This window comes from Mesorhizobium sp. M4A.F.Ca.ET.090.04.2.1 (assembly GCF_003999085.1).
GTDB lineage: Bacteria > Pseudomonadota > Alphaproteobacteria > Rhizobiales > Rhizobiaceae > Mesorhizobium.
In genome coordinates, this window is the sequence record NZ_RZOT01000972.1 from 1 (window position 1) to 709 (window position 709).

At 51.2% G+C, this 709-nt stretch carries 1 protein-coding gene; it reads right to left on the minus strand.

Annotated features, from left to right (window positions below):
- Positions 1 to 156 precede the first annotated feature (156 nt).
- Positions 157 to 417 carry a hypothetical protein gene (locus tag EN781_RS33565; protein WP_126054798.1) on the minus strand — a complete coding sequence of 87 codons (261 nt, stop codon included), beginning with the start codon at positions 415 to 417 and terminating at the stop codon, positions 157 to 159.
- Between the last annotated feature and the right edge of the window lie 292 nt (positions 418 to 709).

Here is a 709-nt window from a genome sequence, read left to right on the forward strand (position 1 = left end):
CTATTGTGAAATATGTCAACTTCACCCGCGCGCACAATTTGCGTCACGCCACTCAATCGTCGAAAAGCCGAGCTATATAACACCCTGTCGCGGTCGCGCTGAAACGGCTGCCGCTGATCTCGCTTTCCTAGCTGATGGCGTCTTTTTGTGCGTGCGTTATTGAGCCACCTCGGCAATCGGCAAATCCCCCCGATTTGACACTTGCAATTTCATATTGTCCAAAATCTCGACATCGCCCCGTTCAATGGCAACGCGCAGCGCTTTTGCAATTGCCTCATGTGATCCCTCAGAATCAAGCTTCTGTTGCACTTCCCGCGCGGACAGAAGCGAATCGGCATTGGCTATCAGTTCGCTGATTTCTTTTACCAGTCGTTGGACTTCTGTCGGGTCAACGTGCGTACTTTTGATCGCATACATCGTGATCTCCCTTCAGCCTGCATTCGCAGATTACATGATTCCATGAATCTCTGACCTAATTCTTATGAATTAGGAAATCAGCAACACGATATCAAATCGCGAATTGTCGCGCAAAGCCAAAGGCCTGGCTTGCACCAGGCCTTCGCTAGCGTCGAAGAAAATTTTAATCGCTGGGAGTTTCTCAACTACACCCGCTCGTGCTTCCACACGTGTCGCACTTCTCGCAGGTGCCGTTCCGCACCATGGTGAAGTTGTGGCACTCCGAGCATTCGTTGCCGGTGTAGCCCTGCAG